General features: G+C 37.0%; 23 protein-coding genes. All 23 read right to left on the bottom strand.

Annotated features, from left to right (window positions below):
* Positions 1–1311: 1311 nt before the first annotated feature.
* The 23 genes from glmS to truA all read right to left on the bottom strand — a co-directional run bounded on the left by glmS (position 1312) and on the right by truA (position 25017).
* Positions 1312–3126 (bottom strand): glutamine--fructose-6-phosphate transaminase (isomerizing), encoded by a 1815-nt coding sequence (glmS, locus tag PRVXT_RS01120; RefSeq protein WP_350343864.1) that lies wholly within the window; start codon positions 3124–3126, stop codon positions 1312–1314.
* A 646-nt stretch (positions 3127–3772) separates the two neighbouring features.
* Positions 3773–5116 carry a phosphoglucosamine mutase gene (glmM, locus tag PRVXT_RS01115; protein ID WP_350343863.1) on the bottom strand — a complete coding sequence of 448 codons (1344 nt, stop codon included), beginning with the start codon at positions 5114–5116 and terminating at the stop codon, positions 3773–3775.
* 12 nt (positions 5117–5128) lie between these two features.
* Positions 5129–6034 carry a CdaR family protein gene (locus PRVXT_RS01110; RefSeq protein WP_350343862.1) on the bottom strand — a complete coding sequence of 302 codons (906 nt, stop codon included), beginning with the start codon at positions 6032–6034 and terminating at the stop codon, positions 5129–5131.
* Between the two features lie 6 nt (positions 6035–6040).
* The gene (cdaA, locus tag PRVXT_RS01105; RefSeq protein WP_350343861.1) at positions 6041–6847 is read right to left on the bottom strand and encodes a diadenylate cyclase CdaA; all 807 of its coding nucleotides are present in this window, start codon (positions 6845–6847) and stop codon (positions 6041–6043) included.
* Between the two features lie 54 nt (positions 6848–6901).
* A complete protein-coding gene (locus PRVXT_RS01100) occupies positions 6902–7171 on the bottom strand; it encodes a hypothetical protein (RefSeq protein ID WP_350343860.1) in 270 nt (89 codons plus the stop codon).
* Between the two features lie 151 nt (positions 7172–7322).
* Positions 7323–7538, bottom strand: coding sequence for a PLD nuclease N-terminal domain-containing protein (locus PRVXT_RS01095; RefSeq protein WP_350343859.1), 216 nt, complete (start codon positions 7536–7538; stop codon positions 7323–7325).
* Positions 7539–7790 (bottom strand): PLD nuclease N-terminal domain-containing protein, encoded by a 252-nt coding sequence (locus PRVXT_RS01090; protein ID WP_350343858.1) that lies wholly within the window; start codon positions 7788–7790, stop codon positions 7539–7541.
* Positions 7791–7812: 22 nt separating this feature from the next.
* Positions 7813–9450: a hypothetical protein gene (locus PRVXT_RS01085; RefSeq protein ID WP_350343857.1), complete on the bottom strand. Its 1638-nt coding sequence runs from the start codon at positions 9448–9450 to the stop codon at positions 7813–7815.
* A gap of 148 nt (positions 9451–9598) precedes the next feature.
* On the bottom strand, positions 9599–10807 hold the full coding sequence (locus PRVXT_RS01080; protein WP_350343856.1) for an arginine deiminase: 1209 nt from the start codon (positions 10805–10807) through the stop codon (positions 9599–9601).
* Positions 10808–10907: 100 nt separating this feature from the next.
* On the bottom strand, positions 10908–11900 hold the full coding sequence (gene argF / locus PRVXT_RS01075; RefSeq protein ID WP_350343855.1) for an ornithine carbamoyltransferase: 993 nt from the start codon (positions 11898–11900) through the stop codon (positions 10908–10910).
* 21 nt (positions 11901–11921) lie between these two features.
* Positions 11922–12857 carry a carbamate kinase gene (gene arcC / locus PRVXT_RS01070; RefSeq protein ID WP_350343854.1) on the bottom strand — a complete coding sequence of 312 codons (936 nt, stop codon included), beginning with the start codon at positions 12855–12857 and terminating at the stop codon, positions 11922–11924.
* 21 nt (positions 12858–12878) lie between these two features.
* Positions 12879–13937, bottom strand: coding sequence for an alanine/ornithine racemase family PLP-dependent enzyme (locus PRVXT_RS01065; RefSeq protein WP_350343853.1), 1059 nt, complete (start codon positions 13935–13937; stop codon positions 12879–12881).
* 18 nt (positions 13938–13955) lie between these two features.
* Complete coding sequence (locus PRVXT_RS01060) at positions 13956–15311, bottom strand: GlmL-related ornithine degradation protein (protein ID WP_350343852.1); 1356 nt, start codon at positions 15309–15311, stop codon at positions 13956–13958.
* 26 nt (positions 15312–15337) lie between these two features.
* Complete coding sequence (oraE, locus tag PRVXT_RS01055) at positions 15338–17521, bottom strand: D-ornithine 4,5-aminomutase subunit OraE (protein ID WP_350343851.1); 2184 nt, start codon at positions 17519–17521, stop codon at positions 15338–15340.
* Positions 17521–17886 (bottom strand): ornithine aminomutase subunit alpha, encoded by a 366-nt coding sequence (locus PRVXT_RS01050; RefSeq protein WP_350343850.1) that lies wholly within the window; start codon positions 17884–17886, stop codon positions 17521–17523. Before PRVXT_RS01050 ends, oraE begins: the two co-directional genes overlap by 1 nt.
* A 4-nt stretch (positions 17887–17890) precedes the next feature.
* Entirely contained in the window at positions 17891–19294 is a 1404-nt protein-coding gene (gene ortB / locus PRVXT_RS01045; RefSeq protein ID WP_350343849.1) for a 2-amino-4-oxopentanoate thiolase subunit OrtB, read from the bottom strand.
* Entirely contained in the window at positions 19287–19604 is a 318-nt protein-coding gene (gene ortA / locus PRVXT_RS01040) for a 2-amino-4-oxopentanoate thiolase subunit OrtA (protein WP_350343848.1), read from the bottom strand. Before ortA ends, ortB begins: the two co-directional genes overlap by 8 nt.
* Positions 19605–19617: 13 nt before the next feature.
* Positions 19618–20649, bottom strand: a complete 1032-nt coding sequence (ord, locus tag PRVXT_RS01035) for a 2,4-diaminopentanoate dehydrogenase (RefSeq protein WP_350343847.1) — start codon at positions 20647–20649, stop codon at positions 19618–19620.
* A 193-nt stretch (positions 20650–20842) separates the two neighbouring features.
* The gene (locus tag PRVXT_RS01030) at positions 20843–22378 is read right to left on the bottom strand and encodes a sigma-54 interaction domain-containing protein (protein ID WP_350343846.1); all 1536 of its coding nucleotides are present in this window, start codon (positions 22376–22378) and stop codon (positions 20843–20845) included.
* Between the two features lie 52 nt (positions 22379–22430).
* Positions 22431–23144, bottom strand: coding sequence for an N-acetylmuramoyl-L-alanine amidase (locus tag PRVXT_RS01025; RefSeq protein WP_350343845.1), 714 nt, complete (start codon positions 23142–23144; stop codon positions 22431–22433).
* Between the two features lie 159 nt (positions 23145–23303).
* Positions 23304–23699, bottom strand: a complete 396-nt coding sequence (rpsI, locus tag PRVXT_RS01020) for a 30S ribosomal protein S9 (protein ID WP_350343844.1) — start codon at positions 23697–23699, stop codon at positions 23304–23306.
* 3 nt (positions 23700–23702) lie between these two features.
* A complete protein-coding gene (rplM, locus tag PRVXT_RS01015) occupies positions 23703–24155 on the bottom strand; it encodes a 50S ribosomal protein L13 (RefSeq protein WP_350343843.1) in 453 nt (150 codons plus the stop codon).
* A 118-nt stretch (positions 24156–24273) separates the two neighbouring features.
* Positions 24274–25017, bottom strand: coding sequence for a tRNA pseudouridine(38-40) synthase TruA (gene truA / locus PRVXT_RS01010; RefSeq protein WP_350343842.1), 744 nt, complete (start codon positions 25015–25017; stop codon positions 24274–24276).
* Position 25018: the final 1 nt, after the last annotated feature.

Genomic DNA, 25018 nt, shown 5'->3' with positions numbered 1-25018 from the left:
CTTTGTAGACAAAAACCTTTTTATAAATAAGGATTAATATTTTTTACACCATAAACTTATACCAAACTCCCCCCTTACCCCTAAAACCTAATTCCTAACCCCTAACTATGTCTATTTATAATAAAGTTTGTTCAAAATCCAACCACCCCTAACCCTCTATCACATCTGCTCTCACATCACTTTTCCCATTTTTTACAAGTGAATAAAGTTTGTACAAAATTTGTCCTAATTACTTCCATCTATCCACTAATTTCTGTAAGAATGTAAATTACTTCAAGTTAATAAAGTTTGTTCGTCATCGCCAAAATTCGACATATTTTTCAATAGGTGTCTATTTATAATAAAGTTTGTTCAAAATCCAACCACCCCTAACCCTTTATCACATCTGCTCTCACACCACTTTTCCCATTTTTTACAAGTGAATAAAGTTTGTTCAAAATTTTTCCTAATTACTTCCATTCATCCACTAATTTCTGTAAGAATGTAAATTACTTCAAGTTAATAAAGTTTGTTCGTCATCGCCAAAATTGGACATCTTTTTCTATAGGCTTTTTCGATATGGTTTTCGATATTTTTTGCTTTTATTATTAAAGTTATAGTTGTATAAATACTATAACAACAAGGCATACCAGCTTTCCTCGATAGAGCTTTTCAATATCTTTTCTCTATATTTTTAATAAAAAACCCTGCCGTCTTCTGTGCATAACCGACATAATTCGACAGGGATTTGTGTTTTGAACAATCTTTTTTATGAGTTTTAAACAATCTTTTTTATTTTTGAACAAACTTTTTTATTGGGAGACAATGGGTGTCTATTTATAATAAAGTTTGTTCAAAATCCAACCACCCCTAACCCTCTATCACATCTGCTCTCACACCACTTTTCCCATTTTTTACAAGTAAATAAAGTTTGTTCAAAATTTTTCCTAATTACTTCCATTCATCCACTAATTTCTGTAAGAATGTAAATTACTTCAAGTTAATAAAGTTTGTTCGTCATCGCCAAAATTCGACATATTTTTCTATAGGCTTTTTTCGATATGGTCTTCGATATATTTTCCTTTTATTATTAAAGTTAAAGTTGTATAAATACTATAACAGCAAGGCATAGCAGCTTTTTTCGATAGGGATTTTCAATATCTTTTATCTAAAATTTTAATAATAAACCCCTGCCGTCTTCTGTGTATATCCTACAGAATTCGACAGGGATTTGTGTTTTGAACAATCTTTTTTATGAGTTTTAAACAATCTTTTTTATTTTTGAACAAACTTTTTTATTGGGAGACAATGGGTGCTTTTGAGTGACCTGGATTACTCTACTGTTACTGACTTAGCTAGATTCCTCGGCTTATCAACATCCTGGCCTCTTTTAACTGCTTCTTTGTAGGATAGCAGTTGTAGTGGGATTACTGATAGTATTGGAGTTAGTAGGGAGGGTACTTTTGGTATTTTTATTACCTCATCTACGGAGTGGCTTATGTCTTCGTCCCCTTCTTGCACTACTGCTATGACGTACCCGCCTCTTGCCTTTACTTCTTTGATGTTGCTTACTGTTTTATCGTAGATGTCTTGCTGGGTTGCCACTGCAACAACTGGGATGTCTTGCTCTATAAGGGCTAGAGTGCCGTGTTTTAGCTCTCCAGCTGCATAGGCTTCGGCATGGATATATGAGATTTCTTTAAGTTTTAGCGAACCTTCCTGGCTTACGTACCAGTCCATTCCTCTTCCTATGAAAAAGGAGTTATCCCATCCGTCAAAAGGTGCGGTTATTTTATCTAGCTGGTCTTTTGTGTTTTGGAGAACTTTGTCAGCTAGCACTGGAATTTCTTTTAATCCATCGTAAAGTTCTTTTGGCATTTCTTTGCCTAGTAGTTGGCCAAAGTATAGTGTTATTAGATAAAAGCCCATAAGCTGAGTGGTGTAGGCTTTTGTCGATGCTACTGCGATCTCTGGACCTGCTATTGTATGAAAGATAAACTCTGATTCCCTGGCTATGGAACTTCCTTTGTTGTTGGTTACTGCAAGTACTTTGGCACCTTTTTTCTGAGAGTCTCTCATTGCTGCTAAGGTATCTGCAGTTTCCCCTGATTGACTTACTACTATAACGAGGGTTTTTTCATCTACAAGTGGATTTCTATAGCGGAACTCTGAAGCTATATCGATTTCTACAGGAATTCTTAATAAGGTTTCAAATAGGTGTTTTCCTACAAGGCCTGCATGCCAGGCAGTACCACACGCTACTATAGCTATCTTGTTAACCCCTTTAAGGTACTCGCTATCTATATTTAAGTCTGGAAGATTAACTTTGTCACTTTCAAATTTGTCTTTTAGGGTGTTTCTTAGGGCAGTTGGTTGTTCGTAGATTTCTTTTAACATAAAATGATCGAATCCTTCTTTTTCCGCAGAATCAGCGTCCCAATCTACCTTTAAGATTTCTTTTTCCACATTATTTCCCGGTAAATCCATGATTTCGACAGCGTCTTTTGTTATCTTGGCGATTTCTCCATCATCTAAGATTATGGTTTCTTTTGTATGTTGTATTATGGCAGGTATGTCGGAAGCGACAAAGTTTTCTCCTTGCCCTACGCCTATAACTAGTGGGCTATCTTTTCTAGCACAAAAGATTTCTTCTGGTTTGTCTTGATTTATCACTACCAAAGCATAGGATCCATCTAAGCGCTTAATAGTCTTTTGTAGTGCTTCAAGCATATCTCCGTTATAATATTCTTCGATTAGATGAGGAATTACCTCGGTATCTGTTTCTGAGTCAAACTGATGACCGTCTTCTTTTAGTTCTTCTTTTAACTGGTGGAAGTTTTCGATAATCCCATTATGAACTACAGCAATTTTTTTGCTGCAGTCAAAGTGAGGATGACTGTTTTCGTCAGAAGGCTTGCCGTGGGTTGCCCAACGGGTGTGTCCTATTCCTATGTTTGCGTCATATTTGCTTTTCACAATATCTGCTAGCTTACTTAAACGCCCTTCTTTTTTCTCCATTATCACTTTGCCGTTTTCTAACATTGCGATTCCTGCGGAATCATACCCTCTATATTCAAGCTTTGCCAATCCATCTATTAATATTTCTGAGGCCTTTTTAGGGCCGATATATCCTACGATACCACACATATTTTTATTTCCTCCTTGGTACTTACTTTTTCTTTGTCACTTAAAACTCCTTTGTGCCTTAAGTTACCTTAAGGTTTTAAAAGTTTTATAACGACTGTGACAAAATCCGGAAGGTATCCGCCGATTAACTCGATAACCCTTCACCTCGTCAACTTTGCAGCTGCAAAGTCCTGGCGCTTTTTGGTTTTTAGCTTTTAGTTGTGGTTCTCGCCTCCTTTGTTATTTTTTACGCCTAGCTTTTTGATCACCTCCTTTGTAGTAATTTAGTTGGACAGGGGACAGTTGGTCAGGGCTTAAACCAGTAGGTGGCAGGTTTTTTGGGGAGTTTAAAAGCGAATTTACAATTTACAATGGACAATTGACAATGTTGGGGTCGCTGATTTGGGGACGGGACAACACTGTGGTCCCCTCTTGCGAGGTATCGCCTTTGGCGACGCTCTTTACTATTGCTTAACTATCGTTGAACTATTGCTCCACTACTGCTCCACTATTGTTCTTACTAACCCCACCATACCGCTTAGAAGTGCTTAGATTCTAGGCGCCCGACACTCGAATCCCGAAGCGTATCTTTTAATACGTGAGGACAGTCTGAGTGTTGGGCAACGACGAAAACGGGCGCTTATAAGCGGTCTGGCCTACCATTATTTTATGATAGTTCCTGCTGAATGACACCTACAATCTCCTCGGCTAGAGTTTGAATTTGTTGTTGGTCTTTACCTTCTAACATAACTCTTATAAGTTCTTCTGTGCCTGATGGCCTTACTAGCACTCTTCCCTCTTGACCCATTTTTTGTTCTACTTGGGCTATTTTATCTGCTACCTTTTTTGATGATGAAAGTTTTGATTTATCCCCTACTTTGGTGTTTAAAAGTACTTGGGGAAGTTTTCTCATGATTTTTTTTAATTGGGACAAACTTTTATTTTTAAGTTTTAGGGTCTCCACAAGTTTTATTGCTGTGAGTAATCCATCCCCTGTAGTACCATATTCTGAAAATATTATATGGCCCGACTGTTCACCACCTAAGTTGTAACCATTTTTTTGCATTTCTTCTAAAACATATCTGTCTCCTACCTTTGTTCGTTTCAAGTTTAGTCCATTATTAGTTAAACCTAACTCAAACCCAAGGTTACTCATTACAGTTGCAACTACTGTGTTTTGATTAAGCTCTTTTTTTTCTTTCATGCTATCAGCACAGATGGCCATTATGTAATCTCCATCAACCTCGACTCCATTTTCATCTATAGCTATTAGTCGATCAGCATCCCCATCAAAAGCCAAACCTAGATCTGCTTTGTTTCTTTTAACTGCCTCTACAAGTTCTTTTGTATCGGTAGAGCCACATTGTTTATTTATATTTGTGCCGTCAGGTTTATCGTTTATTACGTAAGTTTCTGCCTCTAACATTTCAAATAGCTTAGGTGCTAACTGATAGCTTGCACCATTGGCACAGTCCAGAACAATTTTTATGTTTGAAAAGTCTGTTGAGACTGCTGAGAGTAAGTGCTTCAAATATTTAGAAACCATAGAGCTATCTTTAACTGCAATACCCACTTTTTCCCCTATCACCTCTGGGAGAGATTCTTTTTTATAATATCGCTTTTCTATTTCTAGTTCTACTTTGTCTGATAATTTGAAACCAGTGGTATTAAAAAATTTTATTCCATTATCTTCCATCGGATTGTGAGAGGCTGAGATCATTACGCCAATTTGGGCATTTGTTTCTTTTGCAAGATATGCCACTGTGGGCGTTGTAACTACTCCTAGTTCAACTACATCAATTCCAACGGAATTAAATCCTGCGGTTAGTGAAGCTGCTAGCATATCACCAGAGATTCTTGTATCTTTTCCGATTATAGCTCTTTTATGCTCTAAATTGTTGTTTTCTGTAAGGTAGCTTCCTACGTATCTAGCCATGTCAAAAGCCAACTGAGGTGTAAGTTTTTTATTAGCAACTCCTCTAATTCCATCTGTTCCAAAAAGTTTATCCATTTTTCCAACTCCTTAATCAGTTATAGTAACGGTTATATTTTCAGGCTGAATTTCCAGCTCATCAAAGTCTATGCCATTTTCTGAGCTTAATTGCACATTTAAACTATGTTCTCCTGGTTGTAAGTTCTCTAAATCCACGAATGCCGTTAAATCATCTAAGGCATCTTTATCTAATGACTGTACAAAAACTTCTGAAGGTTCAATTTCATACTCCATTTGGTCAGGTGCATTTTTCACTTCTATTTCTAGCTGTTTTTGCTGTAACGGACTATCTAAAGTTAAATCGACACCAACGCTGGACGGAGTTAACGAAACACCTTGTACCCTTTCACCGTACGTGTTCAAGGCTCTTAAAGGCACCTCTACGATACCACTTTGTTGCAGTTGGGATAGGTCTAGCATAGCAACTATTTCTGTTACCCGCTCTACATTAGGGGCTGGTCCTTCTATTGTAGTTTTTGTCACTTCAAGTTCTTTATCTTTAATTTCGCCTAAAGGTAATTCACCTTCCGTTTTAATAGAGATTTCCTTTTGGTGATTAATTACTTCTTCCACTATAACTGTTACCCAGCGAGGGGAAATTGACCTAATGTTTCCTCCTACAATAGTGGAGCTAACTTCTATATTATGAACTCCAGGAGATAAGTTGCCCACCTCCACAGTTAATTGAGGGCTTAAAGCGTCCTGACCTCTAATGAATTGTTGACTACCTTCTACCACAACATCAACAGAGGCGGGGTATAGACTATAATTTAATTCAGGGTTTTCTCCAACTAATTCCACAGGCATATTGGGTATGGTTCTTGTAAACTCCGGAGGGGCTCCATCAAGTTGCCCAAATACAAAGATCCAAAGTATAATAGCCAGAAGAACAGAGATGCCTCTTAAGCCCATATTCCTGCTAAATTTTTTAAACATGATATATTACCTCCAAGGGAATATATTGGTTTGTTTTTGTTGATTTTTCTGCAGCTCAGAAATCAACATTTCTCGTAGTGTTTTTTCATCTAAATAACGCGTAAACTTACCGTTTTTAGCTATAGATATAGCCCCTGTTTCTTCAGATACTATTATTACTACTGCATCGCTTTGCTCTGAAATCCCTAGGCCTGCTCTGTGCCTTGTTCCCAGTTCTGTACTTATCCCTGTGTTATCGCTTAGAGGCAAGTAGCAGCTTGCAGCTACCACTCTATCCCCTCTTATTATTACAGCACCGTCATGGAGGGGGGCTTTGTCATAAAATATGTTGTTTATGAGCTGGGAAGTGGTTTTAGCATCTATTTCAATTCCCGATTCAGCATGCTCTGATAGCCCTGTCTCCTGTTCCCATACTATCAAAGCTCCTCTTTTCTTTTTTGACATATAAATAACTGACTCTGTAACTTCGCCTATAGCATCTTCAAGTTGTTCCGGTTGAAGATAACTGGTCTTAAAGAATTTTCCTCTTCCTAGTTGCTCTAGTGCTCTTCTAAGTTCTGGATAGAAAATTATAGGCAAAGCAACAAAACCAACAGTTAGCCCTTGATTTAACAACCAGTTGATAGTATTTAACCCCATCCAATCGCTTAGCAAAGTAACAATTAAAAGTACAGCTAAGCCTTTAATTAGCTGTACCGCCCTTGTGCCTCTAATTAACATAGCAAGCTTATATATAACAAAAGCAACGATAGCTATATCAACTACGTCCCAGACTCTTAGTTGTTGGAAAACGGTGGTTATATACTGCCACATCCTTTGAAACCTCCACAGAAGTAATATTAAATCTTATCCTTTATTTTTTACATTTTACTTATTATCAACATAGATAAAAAGGCCTTGATTATTCAGCTTGCGATAATGTCTCGAAATTAAATATGCGTCTAATGCTAATAACAGATATATTATATATATTAACCAAGAATTATGGTCATAATGAATGGTCAGCAAAAGTATTATTAAACCTATTATTCCCTTAAAGTGCTGTTTGTTGTAAAACTGACCAAAGGTTGGTAAAAACAATGATACTATCGCTGCTAAAAAAGGAGAAGTGTCGGGAAATTCCTTTTGCTGATACATAAAAGTCACCTCTTTCTTTATATTATATAATATATTCTTAAATACTTATAGAAGAAATTTTTATTTTTTGCCGCTTACTACATAAAAATATTAAACTCAGTTAGGATTAGAACTCTAACTGAGTTTATTTAACTACTTTTTTTAGTTAATCTCAAAACTTTTTTTGCTTTCTTCCAACAAAAAAATATATAATGGCCCCTACAAAATGGGCTAGTACTACAATCAATATCCAAAGTAATTTATCATTTGGGTTTTTAAAGTCTTCTGTTGGCGTTTTAGCCACATCGATAAGAGCCCATATCCAAAAAACGGTACCTATGATTCCTATAGTTCCTATAATTAAAAATGAAAATAGAAAAAGTTCCAATTAATATCTTCCCTCCTTGTAAAAATTTTTGGATTTTTTTATTGAAAAATAGTATATAAGAGCTCCTATCCAATTTACTAAAATAACAACTAGCAACCATGCTATTTTTTCCATTTCATGCTCCCATTCAGTAGTTGGAGTTTTAATTACATCAATTATCATCCAAATCCAAAAAGCTGTTGTTAGTAACGCCAGTAACCCCGCCATAAAAACTCCAAAAAAAGGGATTAAGTTTAAAAATGAAAAGTCCATACAGTCTCATCCTTTGCTTTTTTTATTGATACCATACGATTGTGGGTAATGCTATAAGCAGCTGGTCTATAAAAAGAAATAGGGCCAATGAAAGTGGAATTCCAGTATCTTCTTTCCACATTGATGATAAATGAAGAGCTAACAAGGATAGTATGGATGCGATTGCAAAGCTATATAGGGTATAACTTACATCGAAAAATAAATTTAGCCTTTCAAAAAAGTAAAACCACCTAGCTTCTCTAAAAATAGCTAAAAGAGCAAAACCAAATAACATTTGTAATACTATATTTCGTCTACCTTGTTTCCTAAATAGCCCATATTTTCTCAATATCAAAATCATTGCAGATACAGCACCTAAAGGAACAAGAGATGCAATCGTATATATACCTGCAAAAATAAAGTTTTTAAATCCAAAATAAAGTCCGGATAACATCGGCTCATTTTCGTTTAACCCCAGCTTCCTCCATAAAGAAGGTTCGTCAGGATATTTGTTGTTAATGGCAAATATCTCTAAATCCTGTCGTTGACTTCCTACAAAGAAGATTGTATGATGTTCTTCATGCTGAACAATGTTTGGGTGCCAAAAATTAGAAGAATCATAGGTAAGCCTTTGTATATCTTGTTCATTAACACCTTGATCCTCATCACCTTGGTCCTTAGTACTTAAATCAAAATCCGCAACAAAAATTTCCCTTTCATAGCCTAGGGCTACTTCTAAGGCTAAAGAAATAGTATTAGAACCGGAACCAACAATATCAAAATTAGTAAATGATGGTCCCTTAAATGCAGTTTGTGACTGATCTTGTTCTTCCACCCCTCTAACAACCAAAGACTCGATGCCCGCACCAAGGTTGACTGTCTGCCTCCACCCCACTTTTAATTTGTCATCAACTTTAAAAAACTTTGGAGTCCCAGAGTTTCTACCTGTATATTCTTCTAACTTCCGGGTTTCAACTTCTTCTCCATCATATTCACTGTAATATAAAGTAATCCTTCCAAATCCATCAAGGGTTTCATCACTAATCCACAGTATCTTAACGTCATCGTGCGTAACGTATACATCTTTTACATAGTTTGTTCTATCATTCCCTAGAAAAACATCATCTAATATATTTAGTTCGCCGTTTTCATCTAAATATCCTCCCAAGATATTAGCTGAACCTTGGTGCACCTGACGCCACAAAAAGTATTGATTGCCTTGAAAGTTAAAAGAGTGCTTAGAGTACACAGCTCTTTCACCTGCATATATCAATTTAGGTTCTGTTACTTCTCCATTTTTTATTGTTGAATAGTATATATCATTATCGTTATACACCCAGCTAACAAAAAAGGTATCGCCTGATTTATCTAAAAAAAGTTCTGTAACTTCTTTTTGCTTTGTATTTACAGTTGGACCGGTAGATGTTACCTGTTGCTCCTCTAGATTATATTCTTTTAGCGTAAGTTCTATATCTTCACCATCTTTGCTTGATCGACTTAAAAAATAAAGCAGCTCATCGTTTTGAACATAGTTTACATGACTAAAACTTCTATGATAATTGCCAATATTTTGGTAATAACTCCATCCATCTGGCCAAAATATAGTGTAATCTTCAGCGTACACGCTCCCCGAAAGAAAAGCTAGCAATAACAGCATTGTTGCTAGGATTTTTTTTGTCACTAGAATCCCCCCATTTTATTTCTTTTGTGTCTAATTTGTATTAATTATATTACAAATCACTTTCAATTTACAGTAAATTTTATTAATGATAATATAAATTTAATATTTACTAAAAAAGCTAACACATTTTTATGTGCTAGCTTTTATTTTACTTAAGGGGTTCTCTATCTATAGGCATAGACATACATCTAGACCCGCCGCGACCACGAACTAGTTCAGAGCCTTCAAACTCCACTACTTCAATACCTTCTCTTCTTAGTTTAGCATTGGTTACTGTGTTACGATTATATGCTATAACTTTTCCAGGAGCTAACGCCAAGGTATTAGTGCTATCACTCCACTGCTCTCTTGCAGCAGTTATCGGGTCATTTCCACCGGAGTAGATTATGTTGATCGGCCTGCCCAAAGAAGTTGAAAGCGCTTCTTTAAGCTCACCAGCTTTTTGTGCCTTAACCTGCCCATCTGCTCCTGCTGTAAGTCGATAAGTGTATGTGCTATTTTTTATGCCGGGATACATAACAAACTTATCATAGTCTATCATGTTGAAAACTGTATCTAAATGCATGTATGCTCTTTTGGCGGGAATTTGAATAACTAAAATCTCTTTAAAACGAGGATTGTCCACAAGAAGCTCTTTTGATATAGTCTCTATTGCTTGTTCTGTCGTTCTTTCACTAAGTCCGATAATCAAAAGCTCTTTCGATGCAACTATTAAATCTCCCCCTTCTAATCCAGCTGGAATTTTATCTTCCATTAAAGGTTCCATGTTAGAAAATAACGGATGATGGTTTACAACATACTTTGTATAAAGGGTTTCTCTACGTCTGGAATCATTGTTCATTGAACTTATCAAAATTCCATCTCCCATTGTTATTCCTTGATCCCTAGTAAAGTACATACTGGGAAGAGGTGATAGGTAGAATGGGAAAGGAGATTCAATGATATCAGCTAAAGAGTCTGGTTCTTTAAGTTCTTTTACAAATCCTCTTTTAAAGCCACGAATAAGGTTCTTAGCTACGTATTCTGGGTTTTGCTCCATCAGATGTTCTACAAGCTTTTCCTTTGTAAGCTCATTACCAATATGACTCAGTTTTAGCTGCTCATCTATAAAACTTCTTTTAATAGAATCATCCATCATTAATACTTCTTTCATTAAGTCTGTTAAGTAAATAACCTGGGTCCCATTTTTATGCATTTCTTTAACAAATAAATCATGTTCTTCTTGAGCTCTTTCTAACCAAGGAATCTCATCAAAAAGTAGCTCTTCTAGATATAGGGGCGCCAAATACTCAAGCTCCTGCCCCGGTCTGTGTACAATTACTTTTTTCAATTTACCTATATCGGAATTTACTGCCATTTTACATTCCCCCATAACTCAAATAATATGTTCTATGTTTTGTAAGCTTAAAAGTTGAGGATATTCTTTTACCCTCAACTTTTATTTACATCTTAAAGTTTTATAAAGTAGCTACCATTACAGCTTTGATAGTATGCATTCTATTTTCAGCTTCATCAAACACTACAGAGTGCTTACTTCTAAATACTTCATCGGTAACTTCCATTTCTTTTATCCCAAACTTTTCTGCAATTTCTTTGCCAACAACTGTTTCAGTATCATGGAAAGCTGGTAAGCAGTGCATGAATATTACGTTAGGATTGTTGGTCTTTTTTATCATATCCATATTTACTTGATAGGGAGATAACTGCTTAATACGCTCCTCAAACTGCTCTTCCTCACCCATGGAAACCCAAACATCAGTATAAATTACATCAGCGTCTTTTACACCTTCAGCGATGTCTTCTGTTAGCGTAATTTTAGCGCCAGTTTCATTTGAAAGTTCTTTCATTTCACTCACAAGGTCTTCAGTTGGGAATAGCTCTTTAGGAGCAACTGCTCTAAAGTCCATACCCATTTTAGCTGCACCAATCATTAGTGAGTTACCCATATTGTTTCTAGCATCTCCAAGATAGGCAAATTTAACTTTATTCAGTGGCTTATCTACATGCTCCATTATGGTAAGCAGATCAGCTAAAATTTGGGTTGGATGATACAAGTCAGTAAGACCATTCCATACTGGCACACCAGCATGCTCAGCAAGCAGTTCTACAACCTCTTGCTTAAACCCTCTATATTCTAACCCATCATAATATCTACCCAACACTTTAGCGGTATCTTCCAAGGATTCTTTTTTGCCCATTTGCGAGTCGTTAGCCCCTAAGAATGTTACATGAGCTCCTTCATCTAAAGCTGCCACTTCAAAAGCACACCTTGTTCTAGTAGAAGTTTTTTGGAATAAAAGGCAGATGTTTTTTCCTTCTAGGGATTTGTCTTTAATCCCCAATCTTTTTTTAGCTTTTAGATCCTTTGCAAGATCTAATAGATACTGTATTTCTTGAGGTGTAAAATCCTTTAACGTTAGTAGATGTCTTCCTTTTAAGTTCAAAGCCATTTTTTATTTCCTCCCTTTAATTTATTCAGGAACTATTATAGTTCCTGATTTATGTTCTAGTGCATCTAACACACTGTTTAACGAAGCTATAATAGCTGGTTGATCGGTAGCTTTTACAAACCTCAAAGCAGCTTCTACTTTTGGACCCATACTACCAGCTTTAAAGTGCCCCTCATCTACGTATTTTTCTATTTCAGCTACAGTAATTTTTCCTAGCTTTTTTTGCTCAGGGGTGTTGAAGTTAATGTATACATGGTCCACGTCTGTCAAAATCACAAAGGAATCAGCCTTAGCATCCATAGCTAATCTCTGTCCTGCTAGATCCTTGTCTATTACAGCTTCTATTCCTTCTAGGGTTTCACCTTCTACAACGGGTATTCCCCCGCCTCCTGAAGCAATCACTAAGTTGTCATTTTCGATGAGTTGTAGTATGCTTTTTTCTTCCATAACCCCGATAGGGTTCGGAGATGGCACCACTCGACGCCAGCCACGTCCGCTATCCTCTACCATATCATACCCTTTAGATATAAGCTTTTTTGCTTCATCTTCAGAATAAAACGGGCCTATGGGCTTAGTTGGGTTTTTAAAGGCTGGATCATTTTTATCTACTTTTACTTGTGTAACTAATGTAGTAACTTCTTTTTCCATATTATTTTTCTTTAACACATTTCTCATAGCTCTTTGAAACATATAGCCGATGAATCCTTGACTCATTGATCCACATACATCTAAGGGCATTGGAGCTACTACTTCTTTTGCTTCATCTTGTTGAAGTAAAATATTGCCCACCTGCGGTCCGTTTCCATGGGTTAAAAGCACTTTATATCCTGATTTTAACAAAGTTGCTATATGTTCACAAGTTGCATATATGTTTTGATACTGAGTTTCGGCAGTTCCTTTTTGTTTTGGTTGTAATATAGCGTTGCCACCTAAGGCAATTACAACAAATTTTCCCATATCTTTCACCTCGTCGTTTTATTATTTATATACTTTCCGTACATAAGGAGATGTCATGGCCGCTAATAGTGCCCCATAACCAGGAATAAACTCAACTATATCTCCAACTTTTAGATTAGTTTTTTCATCTACATCTAAAAGAAGGTGGTCGCTACTCCCTCCTATAATTTCTACTCCTTTTTGCAAAGGTTCCATAGATAAAGCAATATCTTGACGACCGATTGCAGCTATAGCCCTTAGATGCTCTCCTTTATCTTCAAAGGTTGGTGTTTCCCCGAAAGCATCTTGACCTATAGTACCAATAGGTATTGACGGTTTCTTTTTGACCTCAATTATCTCAGCTTTTACTTTAAAAGCATCTAGATTAGTATCTACTATATGTTTTCTAGCAACCGTTTCCCTGCCTAAAAACAAACTTTCCCCTAATCTAAGGTGGTTCACTTCTTGCGGCATGTCTTTTGATGTCATGATATTTATGGAAGATGAGTTTCCTCCTGATATCAAATGTAGCTTATCTTTATCTACTTCCCACTTTTCCTTTAGTTCAATAAGTTTGCTGAGGGTTTCGTTAGTAGGTATAACGCCTCCATAACATGTTAGGTTAGTTCCTAATCCTAGTACTTCTATATTGTTTAACTTTTTCAACTCATCTTTTAATGTTAATACTTCATTTGGCCAAATACCCTCTCTTAAATCACCTAAGTCAACCATTATAATTACTTTGTGGGTTTTCTTTTGCCTTTTTGCATGTTTATCTAGTTCTTTTAATGTGGCTAGCTCTGAGTTTAAACTTATATCACAGTATTGAACAACCTTTTCGCAGTCTGAAAGCATAGGAAGCCTTAGCAACAACGTTTCTATTTTTTGACCAAAATATTCTCTAAGCTTTATTATGTTTTCTATTCTAGAGTCAGCTAACTGTTTAAAACCATTTTCCACTAATTCTGTTGCCACTTTTTTGTCTGCACAGACTACTTTTGTCACGGCGCATGGAACAACCCCGTGAGCTTTACATTGATGCAACATTACTTTGGCATTTTCCCCAATTTTTTTTAAGTCTATTTCAATCTGTGGGTACATAATAACAACACCACCTTTTTAAAGCTCTAAGCTTTTTTTCATAAGCTGAATGCTTTCCTTAGGGTATTTTGCCGACATTATTCCCAGTACCCCTAAGTTATAATGATTATCTAACAATGGGGTGGCTCCTTCTTTGGGCAACAGAAGATCTCCCTTTATGTTTATTTTTGCTTTTTCTAAAGTTTGTTTTCCATTCCCTAGCCTGGTAAGGGCACCACCTGTTCCTATTATCCATTTAACTTGAGTTAAATCCTTTCCTTCCACCACCTTGTAACGCCCGCTAGGTCCATATAATGTTTTCAACTTTCCTACATGACGTTTAACAGCAACATCCACAGCCTTTTCGGTAAGAGCTAAAGAAATCTTTTTTTGTTCAGCGGTCTTAGGTATAGGTAGAATATTTTCCCTTAACTTTTCTTTATCTATATTGGTTATTTCACTAATCTTTTCTTGCCCTATCATATTTACTATATTTTGGCTGTTTACATATACTCCTAAATCGCCTTCCACCGTTCTTTTGGCCAATGGTTCTGGAGAAATTCTAAATCGGCTAAGTTCCTCTGAACCTTCTGTAACAGAGTGCACGTCAGTTGTAGCTCCTCCAACATCCACAACCATTAGATCTCCAATTTCTTCATAGAGTGCCTTAGCTCCCATCATAACTGCTCCCGGTGTAGGAACTATTTTAGAGTTTACCATCTGTCTTATGCTAGACATTCCTGGCCCTTTTGTAATATGTTGTTCAAATATTTCCTGTATAACTTTCCTAGCCGGCTCTATATTAAGCTCATCTATTGCTGGATAAACATTTTCTATAGGCTTGATGGTTTTTCCTTCTTTTTCAAAAATTTCTACTATCTCTTCTGTTAGTTTTTTATTTCCCCCATATATAAAAGGAATATCAATGGGAACTTTGCTCAGGGTATAAGCATTTTGCAAGGTGGTTTCTTCCTCACCAAAGTCCACTCCACCTGCAAGCAAAATAATATTCGGGTTTATTTCTTTAATATTTTTAACATCTCGCTGGCTTAGTTTACCGCTGGTGATATCCTTAATAACTGCACCGGCACCTAAGGCTGCTTCTTTTGCCGCTCTTGCAGTCATTTCATAAACTAACCCATGAACTGTCATTTTTAATCCGCCAGCAGCACTACTTGTGGCTAACATTTCATTATAATCTACTGATGATACATTAATATTATCAGCTAAGTCCTCTAGAGCCATCTCTAACCCACGGGTAACATCCCCTTGTTCAACAGTTGTAGGCCCTTGCCCCTGTCCCACTAAAGTAGGATTGGGGGAGTTTAAGCCAGTGAATCCATTAACAACAGTAGTCGTACTGCCGATTTCCGCAACTATCAAGTCTAGCTTCATACCTGTACTCCCCCTTTATAATTAGGTTACATTTCTCTTCTTCTTTTAACTAGGAAGGAAGCTACGTCTGTACCGTTTGTACCTCTACCGAATCCTGCATCTAGTCCTTCTTCTACGGCAATGTCATTGGTTACTTGGGTGCCACCAGCTGCCAACATAAGTTTGTCACGAACTCCTTTTTCTTTACAAAGTTGGTCTAAACGAGACATATTAATACGGTGAATGTCTGCATGAGTTATAATTGTGGATATTAATATAGCATCGGCACCGATTTCTACAGCAGCGTCAACACATTTACTAACCGGTACAGATGTACCTAGGTAATGAACTTCAATACCAAACCCTTCTATTCCGCCATGCTTTATATCTATAACTTCTCTCATTCCAACTGAATGCTCATCTTCTCCAACTGTTGCAGCGACAACCTTCATCGGTTTGTTTTTGATATCTTCTCGAATTTCATCCTCCGATAAAGTAGGAATTTGTTCTGGAATATTTAGCTGATCTGGATCTATAGCTACATCTAACCTTCCTTTTATCTCAACTAATGTGCCTTCAGATGGGTGCATGGCTTGTTTATGGATTGCCTCAACATCAGTTAATCCCATATTTTTAGCCATCTCCATAGCTGCATACTCTGCCACCCGTTCAGACGTAGGCAAGAATAAGTTCATGCTCACGTAACCATCGGCATACCATTCTACCTCTGGAGAGAGAAGTTCTTTTTGACGATGTTCTTTTTTGGCGTCGATACGTACTTGAGCATTATCCTCTTCATCTAACTCGTCGATATAAACTATTTTATTTGGATCACACAATGTACAGCCTTCTATTGGGTCACATGGGTTTTCTAAGTCGTCTGGAAGGTTGTTTTCGCCGAAGTGATGACACACAGGAGCAAAGTAGTCATCTTCTCGCTCCACAATAGTTCCGGCACCTACGCCACCATCAGACTTTCTAACAATACCATCATCATTACGCTCTGGATACTGTCCGCTGTCTACAAAGAAACCTTGTTCTACAGCGTTAAAGTATCCTCCCGCCTCTACTATTTCTTCTAGAAAAAGAATTGCTCTTTCTTTAAGCTCCCTAACTTTATCCCAAAGTGGTCCATCAGGCTTGAGCTGTACAATATCTTTTAATCTATCCATACCTATCAAAGCTTGTTTTGCAGTATTTACAGCATGAACACTGTTATAATGCCAAGGCACATTTCTTCCCTCGTCTGGTGTTATTGTACTTTGGATATCCACACTAGTTAGTTTAGATATAAGTAAGTTTAATGTATGAGTTACCGTAGCTTCTCTGGTGTCAGATTCCATATATTTTGTGTTCATTTGAGCACGCATTTTAAAATCTTTAAATAGCTGCCTTAGCGCAACTGCATAAGGAAGGTCTAGATCCATACACGGTGCAGGCGGCGCAGTTGGCGGCACTGTGGAGAGTGATATGTTTTCTTTATCCATGCCGACTTTCATAGAAAACATTGAATTTATTCCGTGTTGTACCATAAGCTCCGGCATAACCTTCCATGCTTCTCTAGCTGTTGCGTTAGCGTTATGAGCGCCATCAATCTGAAGCATATCAACTGATGCCATTACCTTTTTGGCTACAGCTGCGTCTACAAATGAACGCTGCATGTTAACGTTTCTATAAAGTACGTTGTACTGAGGGTCTTGATGAGCTCCGTTTATACCTTCTTCAGCAAATAGCACAGCAATATCTGGCCCAGCTACACCACTTACGTAGGAGTGAAGGTTTATGGGACGACCAACCTCGTCTTCAATCATATCTAAAGCTTTTCTGGATGCTCTAACTTGTTTTCTAGTAATTGGCACCCCACCAATTCCTTCAGGGGTTCCTTCAATCAAACCATCATAGTGACTTTGACCAGCTGTTCTAATAACCATAATGTGGTCTGCGCCATGCCATGCAGCCATCCGCATCCGACGAATGTCATCTTCGAACCTACCAGATGCAATTTCTGAAGTTATAACACAGTCTGGCTGTGGGTCAATATGGCCAAAGTATTTTGAAGAAGGTAACCCATAGCTATTTTCAAGAGGTTCTGATACATCTTTGTATTCAAAAGGACCCATTTTAATGCCTTCGGCCTTTTTGCGCCATGTCCATCCTTTACGTCGGGGCTTATAGCTATCTAAGTCCTTTAAAATCTCTTTAATATCTAATTTCTCTTCAATTTTAGACATTATTTTACACCTCCAAATAACTCTCTGGCTTCTTTGATCGCATTTTCATTTTCGATAATCATTTCTCCCGCTTGTTTGTAATCTACATTATGTTTTTTAGCAAGTTTTAGCACTACATTGCCTGCACCTTTGCCTAGTAACCCCTCATCATATACTTTTTCTACTATAGCTTTACTATCTAGGGAAGAAAAGCCCATCCGCAAAAGTACAGACCTCTCTACCGCAGGTGAAGTATTCTTTGAAGCTAAATCCACTAAAGGATCTGCAACTTTTTCTAGCAGCTCCCAAAATTTTTTATCTAGTTGCTCATTTGTCAAGTCTTTTAGATGCCCTCGCTTTTCTTGATAGTTATCTTTTCTTTCCATAAATTTAACTCTCCTTTCCCAACAAGGTTTTTATATGAGACTTAGTGCAGTTCAGTTCTTGTTCTAAAAACTTCCAGTCAACATCTCTTAAGTCATTTATGTCAAAATTCTTTTTAATATTTTTTAAATATGTGTTTCTAAGTTTGTCTATGCTATGCTCTTTTACATTTATCAAAGAGGGGTCTTTGGGAAATATTATATTCTCACCTGGTACATTTTCCGCTGGGTCTCCGTGCTGGATTTCTATCCCGTTTTCTTTTGCAAAGGAAAGCTGAGCATTTATGTGTTTTCCTGCTCCTGTATATTCAGTTTCCTGTACTACAAGAACTTCATCTTGCTCCATCTCTTGGGCTATTTTTATAGCTGCTGCTAGAGATGTGTTTCCAGCCGGTCCTCTCTCCATACCTTCTAGCTTAGCTAGCATTTCCGTAACGTAAAATGCCTCTCCTTGAGATACTGTTACAAAGCGGTCTAAGTACCTTAGAGGTCTTGCTGCATTTTTGGGGACATCTGCTCTATCAGGCCAGGTTGTAAATGGTACGCTAAACCCTGTATGTCCTGTAGTAAATGATTTTTTGTTAAAGTCATTGTCACTGGCCATATGAAGTCCAGTTAAGTCGATAGAAGCTCCGATAACTTCGGTATCTGAACAACCTGCTTTTTGTAGTCCTCTTGCTGTGCCAGTTAAGTTACCGCCACCTGCGTGAGTAACTATAACTTTACTAGGTTTGCGACCTGCAATTTCTTTACATTGTTCTGCTATTTCCAGTCCTAAAGTCTCTATCCCCGCTATGCCAAAGGGAGAGTATAGCGATGCGTTAAAGTATCCCGTTTCCTCTAGTGTTTTTAAAAACACATAAAATAATTCAGGTCCTACTGATAGTTGTATTACCTCTGCACCATAGGTTTCACACGCCCTGCCCTTTTCCATTATCTCTGGTTGATATATGCCTTTTGAGTCAAAGGCTTCTTGTATAATGATGCAATCTAGCATTTGCATAGCTGCTTGTGATGCTACTGCCGCTCCGTAGTTACCAGAAGTTGCAGCTATCACGCCTTTGTAGCCGTTCTTTTTGGCGTTGTATACAGAGACAGCTGCCCTTCTATCTTTAAAACTTCCCGAAGGATTTGCCGCTTCATCTTTTACAAAGATTCGTGCTCCTTTTCCTGCAGGTGCCAACTTTCGAGCGATTTCAGTAAAGTTTTTTAGTTCATATAAGGGGGTATTGCCTACCCCTTGATTTTTTTGTATTTCAACTATTCTATCTATACTATACTCACCATGGTTCATCATTTTTTCATAATCAAAGGCCAAATCTGATAGACTAAACTGGCTGTAGTCTAACCCTATGGCTTGTTTCATAATCTGATTCCTTCTGCTCATAACGGCGTTATAGCTATTATCCATTGCTATCACCACCTTCTTTTAAAAACTTTTTAAAGCTTTTTTGAGCATCAAAAAGTTCTTCAATTATATCACCAAAGTCATGGGTATGCTTGGGGTTTGGATTCACCAATACACCTTGGTGTATTCTTCCGATAACTGTTTTAACTTTTATGGTTTCCCCTTCTTTGCTTGGTTTTTGTAAAAATCCTTTGACCTTCATTGTAAGGGGGGTTGCTTTTGTATCCTCGGGAAGGTGATTAGCCCTTTTGCCCGGAGGTAAAATCTCACTTTGTATTTCTACGAAACTTCCTTTTGGGTAGGTTTTAGACACTACAGGCCACCTCCTACTTTTTTATTCTATCTTTAATATCTCCCATAATTGCCGCTGGCACAGGAAGATCTGCCATTGTAACAAGTCCTGGCTCTGCGTTAATTACATTTGCTATTGAGTTTACTGCAACTGATACCGTTCCTATTCCACCGGGAATTTCTGGTTTTATTGCCATGTTTACTTCTGGTGTTCCGAATATATTGATGTAATCACCTGTGTCAATACCTTCTGTTTCTGGTAAAATTTGTTGTGGATGCTCCATTTTGATAATTGTTTCACCATCTTTAATACCATAAGCTATATGTTTACACCCAGCTACCATACCTGGTTGAACTTCCACATATTTTGTCTTTCTATGGGTGTTTGAGATTATTGGCTCTTTAGTTTCCTTAATTTCGTCTAACTCCCAGCCTAGTGATTTCGCTACCATGGCCATAGATTCTGGAAATCCAACATGCCCAACTATACTCCCATCTTCAATACCTTTGTTAAACTCTTCAACTGATGTTCCTACGCCTTGGGTCTTCATAACAGTAGGTCCAAATGGCGATAGGTCGTTAACTCTAGCTGCCTCAATTCTTTGAACATCGTAGCAGACACCTGTAAGAGCAATGATTTGTAAATCCAACACAAAGCCTGGGTTTATACCCGTTCCTAAAAGAGTTACATTATTTTTTTTAGCTAGCTCATCAAGCTGGGCTGCAAGCTTGGGCTGTTGTTGTGCTGGAAAAGCCATTTCTTCAGCGATACATATTACATTTTTTTTGCTGTTTAAAGCTTGCTCCACTAAAGGATATACTTCCTCTGTAAATGAACCTGTAGCAATAATGACAAGGTCTGCTTTCTCATTTAAAACCTTAGTTGCATCATCACTTACTTTTACCTCGTTAGTTTGTCCCTCAAAAAGCTCTGCCATTGGTTTACCTACTTTGTTAGGGTCTAAATCAATAGCCCCAACAGAAGTAATACCTTTTTTTGTAGCTACAAGCTCAGCCATTTGTCCTCCCATAGCACCTAAACCCCAGTGAATAACTTTTACTGTCATAAATTCCCACTCCTTTTGATATTGTATTTGTTTAAATATTATGCAAAATATATGCCAAATTTAAATAATTTACCAATCCCTATTAATATAGGTTTTACAAGTTTTTTTATACTATTTAATTGGTCAAAAATAACCTAATGAAAAATTTTTTGCATTATCGTTGTAAAAAAAATTTGCACCTTTCTGGTGCAAACTATAAGTCATATTTTTTTATTTTGTATTGCAAGCTTTGCCTTGAAATTCCTAGCCTCTGGGCTGTCTTGCTGATATTTCGATTACAGGCATAGTAAGCTTGAGAAATAATATTTTTTTCAAAATCTTTTACTTGATTGGTCAGTGTAGACTGCTGTACTGTTGACCAGCCCCCCTGCAAAAATTTTGGCAGGTGAATGGTTTTGATGATGTTATCACCATCTATTAAATTAACTGCTCCTTCTATTATGTGCTCTAATTCACGAACATTGCCCGGCCAACTATAATTAAGAAAAATTTCTTTTACGTCTTTATCCATATCCAGATTTGCTAATCTAAACTTGTTCTTATATTTGTACAAAAAATGCTCCATTAACACAGTGATATCTTGTTTCCTCCTTCTTAAAGGAGGTATTTCAATGTTTACTACAGCTAGGCGATAGTATAAATCCTCTCTTATTTTTTTTTCAAGGATACTTTGATACGGGTCAGCATTTGTAGTTGCGATAATGCGCACATCTACGTCTATTTCCTTCGTAGCTCCAACTGGGCGTATTCTCCCATTTTGGAGAACTCTCAACAGCTTAGCTTGAAGCTCAAAGCCCATTGAATTAAGTTCATCTAGCAGAAGAGTGCCGCCGTTAGCTTGTTGAAAAAGTCCCGGTCTATCTATAGCACCAGTAAAGCTACCTTTAACTGTGCCAAATAATATTCCCTCTAAAAGTCCTTCGGGAAGGGCTGCACAATTTTGAGCAATAAATGGTTTGTTACTCCTTTTGCTCTCAGAGTGTATACTTTGAGCAAACAATTCTTTTCCGGTTCCAGTTTCCCCATAAATCAAAACAGGGGAGTTAGAAGCTGCTGCTCTTTTAGCATATTCCTTTATTGTTTTTAAATCTATATCTTCTCCTACTATATCTGTAAATGTATACCAGCAGTCTTTTTTCTTTTTAGAACCGTTGGAAGAATAGAGTTTTTGTTGTAAATCAATTACTTTCTCTGATAGTTCTTTTAATCTTGTAATGTTTTTAGATACTTCCAGCACCCCAACAAAGTCACCGGAATTATATAACGGAAAGGTTGAGTTTATGGTAGTTATGCCACGACCTTTATAGTTAGTATAGCTTTGTAGCTGATCATACATTGCTTTTTTAGACTTAAGAACTTTATGGATAGTGCTTGTCTCTGGAGTCAAAGACGGGAACATTGCTAAAACTTTTTTGTTGAGCACTTCATGGGCACCTATTCCTTCCATTTCAGCCATCATGGGATTATAAAATATTGTTTCTCCTTGATCATTCACTATATGTATTCCTTCATTTATGGAGTCTAATATCTGCTTTATGTTATGCTTTATAACATCGTCTATACCTTCAGCGGTGTAGATAGTAAGGATTTTACCTTCTCCCAAGCTATATGAGTATGTAGATCTATTATCTTTGTTGGCTATTTTTTTTAAAGCAGGAGAAGAATAAATAGGCTCACCTCGTTCAGAAGTTATTGTATAGGGGATATATTCAGTAAAATACTTTTCCACATAACCCACCTCCCACTATGATTATAGCTTAGGAGGGCAGTTTATACAACGTTTATCTATGGCTTTGCTGGAAATCAACAACTCCATTGTATATAGACCAAGCCAATTTATATTGGTAGCTAGATTCTAGCAACTTCTCTCTTTCCTGTGGATTACTTATAAAACCTGTTTCAACAATAACTGAAGGCTGTTGAAATTCTCGCGTCATAAAATGATCTTGGGTTGCTATGTCTCTGTTTGTATTATCTAAAGTTTCTTTTAAACTATCTTGTATAAACTGGGCTAGTTCTTTTCCTTGTGGGCACTCTCTATCGTAGAATACTTGTGCGCCACTCCACTTTGAAGATGGAAAACTATTTACATGGATGCTTATTATAATATCCACAGGCTGAGCTGTTAATATTTTTTTTCTGTTGGCAAAATCTTTTCTTTTTTTAGGCCCGGAGGTTTCCTGGAGAAAATCTTTATCCTTTCTTCTGGTCATTACTACGTTATAGCCGTTTGCTAAAAATATCTCTTCAAGCTTTAAAGCGACTTCTAAATTTATATCTTTTTCCAGCACACCTGCTACATTTGCCCCGCCATCGTAACCACCATGGCCAGCATCAATGCCTATAGTAGCAGTATTAATAAAGCTTGTTCCCAAAGCTGGGGATAAATTGGGGGTATTTATTTTATAAACTATTAAAAACAGCAATAATAAAGCTAGAGCGACTATTGATACTCTTCTGATTATCGCTTTGCTATTATAAAAAACAAATTTCATAGGTCTTTCACCCTCCTTATCCCTCTGTCAAAAATTCACTATTATTTTATGTAGTTGTGACTTTTTTTATTTCTTTTTTTTCGTTATACAATTATATGATTGTGGATTGTAGCATAAAAAAACTTCTGTGTATAAACACAGAAGTTTTGTGAATAAGTTCTAACGCTTGGAGAATTGTGGCGCACGACGAGCTTTTTTCAAGCCGTACTTCTTTCTCTCTACCATTCTTGGGTCCCTAGTTAAGAAGCCTGCTTTTTTAAGTACAGGTCTAGTTTCTGGAGCTGCTTGAAGAAGAGCTCTTGCTACACCATGACGTATAGCACCTGCTTGACCAGAAATACCACCACCGTCAACATTTACATATACATCATACTTACTTTGTAATTCAGTTGCTTCTAGTGGCTGTTTCACGATAAGCTTTAATGTATCAAGTCCTCCAAAATATGAATCCATATCTCTTTTGTTAATTATAATTTTTCCTTCGCCAGGAATTAACCTAACTCTGGCAATTGACTTTTTACGACGACCAGTCCCTATAAATTGTACATTTGCCATCTGCTATTCCCCCTTTCTACTTCCACGTAATTGCCACTCAACTGGCATTTGGGCTTCGTGGGGGTGTTCTTGACCCCTGTATACACGTAGTTTTTTAAGCATAGCACTACCCAGTTTATTGTGAGGCAACATACCTTTTACAGCAAGGTATAGTGCTCTTTCTGGTTTTTCATCCATCATTTGAGATGCTGTGGTTTTCTTAAGGCCACCTGGATATTGAGAGTGCTTGTAATAAATTTTTTGCTCTAACTTTTTCCCGGTAAGAACTGCTTTATCTGCATTGATAATAATTACAAAATCTCCAGTATCTACATGGGGAGTATAAATAGCTTTATGTTTACCCCTTAAGATAGTAGCTACTTCACTAGCTAATCTACCTAGGGTTTGACCTTCAGCGTCTACAATGTACCATTTTCTTTCAACTTCGTTAGCTTTTGCCATGAAGGTTGTACGCATGGGTGTTTCCCTCCTTGATTTAACTTCTTATGATATGAGTAATCCCGGGGCTAATGGAATTATACATACTCTAATAATTTTAGTACAATTTTTTTTCAATGTCAAGTAACATTGTTATTTAATAGTATACTTTTTCAAGTATCAGACCATGGGCAGGCGCTGTTGGCCCTGCAAAGTCTCTGTCTTTTTTTTTCAATATATTTTCAATATGTTGATATGGTTGCTGTCCTCTACCTACTTTAACCAACGTTCCCACAATTATCCTAACCATGTTGTACAAAAACCCGTTGCCCTCTACGTCAAAATATATAAACTGATTTTTTTCCTCGATGCTTAGGTTATATAACGTACGAATGGGCGATTTTGTTAGACCTTTTTTACCTTTAAAAGATGTAAAATCGTGGGTTCCTAACAAAATATCTCCACCGTTTTGCATAGCTTGAACGTCCAATTTATGGGGAATATGATGAGAATACCTTTTCAATAAAGGCCTGTGGGCGATAGAGTTGTCGATTAAATAACTGTATTTTTTACGTTTAGCATGGTATCTACTATGAAAATCAGGTGCCGCATTTTCTACTTTTATTACTCTTATATCTTCTGGTAAGTTTGCGTTCATAGCCTTTATTAAAGTAAAACTGTTAAACTTGTTTTTATTATGATGGAAGTTTATTACTTGCCCCTTTGCATGAACTCCTTTATCTGTTCTGCTGCAAATTATACTTTTTATTTTTTCTCCATATAACATATTTATAACTCTTTCTAAGTGTCCTTGTATGGTTTGATTCTTTGTTTGTGATTGTATTTGAAAACCATTATAATTTGTTCCGTCATATTCAACGGTAAGTTTTGTGTTATGCATT

This window comes from Proteinivorax tanatarense, from assembly GCF_040267685.1.
Classification (GTDB): domain Bacteria; phylum Bacillota; class Proteinivoracia; order Proteinivoracales; family Proteinivoracaceae; genus Proteinivorax; species Proteinivorax tanatarense.
Note: the sequence above shows the minus strand (reverse complement) of the source record. Positions and strands in the feature narration are given on the sequence as shown.

Coding starts and splice junctions, on each gene's coding strand:
- PRVXT_RS01080 (WP_350343856.1), bottom strand. CDS start 10,807: ATGGCAGTAAATTCCGATATAGGTAAATTGAAAAAAGTAATTGTACAC.
- argF (WP_350343855.1), bottom strand. CDS start 11,900: ATGGCTTTGAACTTAAAAGGAAGACATCTACTAACGTTAAAGGATTTT.
- PRVXT_RS01090 (WP_350343858.1), bottom strand. CDS start 7,790: ATGGACTTTTCATTTTTAAACTTAATCCCTTTTTTTGGAGTTTTTATG.
- glmM (WP_350343863.1), bottom strand. CDS start 5,116: ATGGATAAACTTTTTGGAACAGATGGAATTAGAGGAGTTGCTAATAAA.
- oraE (WP_350343851.1), bottom strand. CDS start 17,521: ATGTCTAAAATTGAAGAGAAATTAGATATTAAAGAGATTTTAAAGGAC.
- PRVXT_RS01060 (WP_350343852.1), bottom strand. CDS start 15,311: ATGAAGCTAGACTTGATAGTTGCGGAAATCGGCAGTACGACTACTGTT.
- PRVXT_RS01050 (WP_350343850.1), bottom strand. CDS start 17,886: ATGGAAAGAAAAGATAACTATCAAGAAAAGCGAGGGCATCTAAAAGAC.
- cdaA (WP_350343861.1), bottom strand. CDS start 6,847: ATGTGGCAGTATATAACCACCGTTTTCCAACAACTAAGAGTCTGGGAC.
- rpsI (WP_350343844.1), bottom strand. CDS start 23,699: ATGGCAAATGTACAATTTATAGGGACTGGTCGTCGTAAAAAGTCAATT.
- PRVXT_RS01110 (WP_350343862.1), bottom strand. CDS start 6,034: ATGTTTAAAAAATTTAGCAGGAATATGGGCTTAAGAGGCATCTCTGTT.
- PRVXT_RS01065 (WP_350343853.1), bottom strand. CDS start 13,937: ATGTACCCACAGATTGAAATAGACTTAAAAAAAATTGGGGAAAATGCC.
- arcC (WP_350343854.1), bottom strand. CDS start 12,857: ATGGGAAAATTTGTTGTAATTGCCTTAGGTGGCAACGCTATATTACAA.
- ortB (WP_350343849.1), bottom strand. CDS start 19,294: ATGGATAATAGCTATAACGCCGTTATGAGCAGAAGGAATCAGATTATG.
- truA (WP_350343842.1), bottom strand. CDS start 25,017: ATGCATAACACAAAACTTACCGTTGAATATGACGGAACAAATTATAAT.
- ord (WP_350343847.1), bottom strand. CDS start 20,649: ATGACAGTAAAAGTTATTCACTGGGGTTTAGGTGCTATGGGAGGACAA.
- PRVXT_RS01025 (WP_350343845.1), bottom strand. CDS start 23,144: ATGAAATTTGTTTTTTATAATAGCAAAGCGATAATCAGAAGAGTATCA.
- PRVXT_RS01100 (WP_350343860.1), bottom strand. CDS start 7,171: ATGTATCAGCAAAAGGAATTTCCCGACACTTCTCCTTTTTTAGCAGCG.
- rplM (WP_350343843.1), bottom strand. CDS start 24,155: ATGCGTACAACCTTCATGGCAAAAGCTAACGAAGTTGAAAGAAAATGG.
- glmS (WP_350343864.1), bottom strand. CDS start 3,126: ATGTGTGGTATCGTAGGATATATCGGCCCTAAAAAGGCCTCAGAAATA.